Origin of the sequence: Serratia sp. BIGb0163 (assembly GCF_024809935.1) — a bacterium.
Taxonomy (GTDB): domain Bacteria; phylum Pseudomonadota; class Gammaproteobacteria; order Enterobacterales; family Enterobacteriaceae; genus Serratia; species Serratia quinivorans.
On record NZ_JANUDZ010000022.1, the window covers coordinates 1 to 1447 of the forward strand.

1 protein-coding gene is annotated in these 1447 nt (G+C 50.5%); it reads left to right on the forward strand.

Annotated features, from left to right (window positions below; translation table 11 throughout):
• Positions 1-51 precede the first annotated feature (51 nt).
• Positions 52-1415 (forward strand): IS3 family transposase gene (locus M2406_RS26390; RefSeq protein WP_259191943.1). Its coding sequence is split into 2 segments (ribosomal slippage): positions 52-529 and positions 529-1415, totalling 1365 coding nucleotides; the frame shifts between segments, so codons are not numbered across the junction.
• Positions 1416-1447 lie beyond the last annotated feature (32 nt).

Here is a 1447-nt window from a genome sequence, read left to right on the forward strand (position 1 = left end):
TGAACTGCACCCCAAAAGTTGGACACCCAACTGAATAAGGTGCAGTTTTTTATGGCAAAACCAAAATACTCCCTCGAAACCAGACTGGCAGTGGTCAGCCACTACCTCTCCGGCAAAGATGGAGCACAACGGACCGCAGCACGTTTTGGTGTCGAAAGAACGTCAGTTCGTCGCTGGGTAAGAGCCTGGCAACTCCACGGTATTGATGGCATTACCTGGAAAAATGACCGCCATTCTCCTGAGTTCCGGCTGGTTGTCGCCCGGACAACTCTCAGTGAAAAACTTTCGATGCGTGAAGCTGCTGCACGGTTTAATATCTCAAATGAAACCGTTGTCCGGCACTGGGTTAATGTCTACAAAGACACTGGTGAGAAAGGACTTCTGAGCATAAAACCAGGTCGGAGCATGGACATGACATCCCCCCAAAAAAAATCTCCACTTACCGATGCAGCGCTGGAAAAGTTATCGCCCGAAGAACTGCGGGCTGAACTCCGTTACCTGCGTGCAGAGAATGCCTATCTAAAAAAGCTGAAAGCCTTGGTTCAAGACGAGAGAAACGGCAGAAAGCCAGAGTAATCAGTGAGCTAAGGCGGGAGCATGCACTCAGTGACCTTCTGCGTGCAGCGGGTATGTCCCGCAGTACGTGGTACCACAATATGAATGCGCTGAAGCAAGTGGACCGGCATGCCGGGCTGAAAGACAAAATCAGAGAGATTTATCACTATCACAAAGGGCGTTATGGTTATCGCAGGGTCACGCTCTCCCTGAGAAAGCAGGGGTTGCTGGTGAACCATAAAGCAGTACAGCGACTGATGGCAGAGCTGTCGCTCCGGTCTCTGATAAGGGTGAAGAAATATCGCGCCTGGAAAGGAGAAACGGGCATGGCCGCGCCTAACATCCTGAGCCGGAACTTCGGTGCCTCAAAAGCCAACGAAAAGTGGGTTACGGATGTGACAGAGTTCTCGGTGCAGGGTAAAAAGCTTTACCTGTCGCCGGTTCTCGATCTGTTTAACCGAGAGATTATCTCCTACAGCTTGTCGGAAAGGCCGGTGATGGAGATGGTTAATACGATGCTGCACGATGCGTTCTCGAAGCTCAGTCCAGAAGAGACCCCGCTGTTGCACTCGGATCAGGGCTGGCAGTATCGAATGGCAGGTTATCAGGCCAGGTTAAAGGCACAGCGCCTGACGCAAAGTATGTCGCGTAAAGGAAACTGCCTGGATAATGCGGTGATGGAGAACTTCTTCGGTACGCTGAAATCGGAGTGTTTTTATCTGAGGCAGTTCAGCAGTGTCAAAGAACTAAGGGAAGCGATAGAGGACTATATCCATTATTACAACAACGAACGGATAAGCCTGAAATTAAAAGGCCTGAGTCCGGTAGAATACCGAACCCAGGCCCTGAAAGCCGCTTAATATGAACCGTCCAACTTTATGGGGTCAGTCCA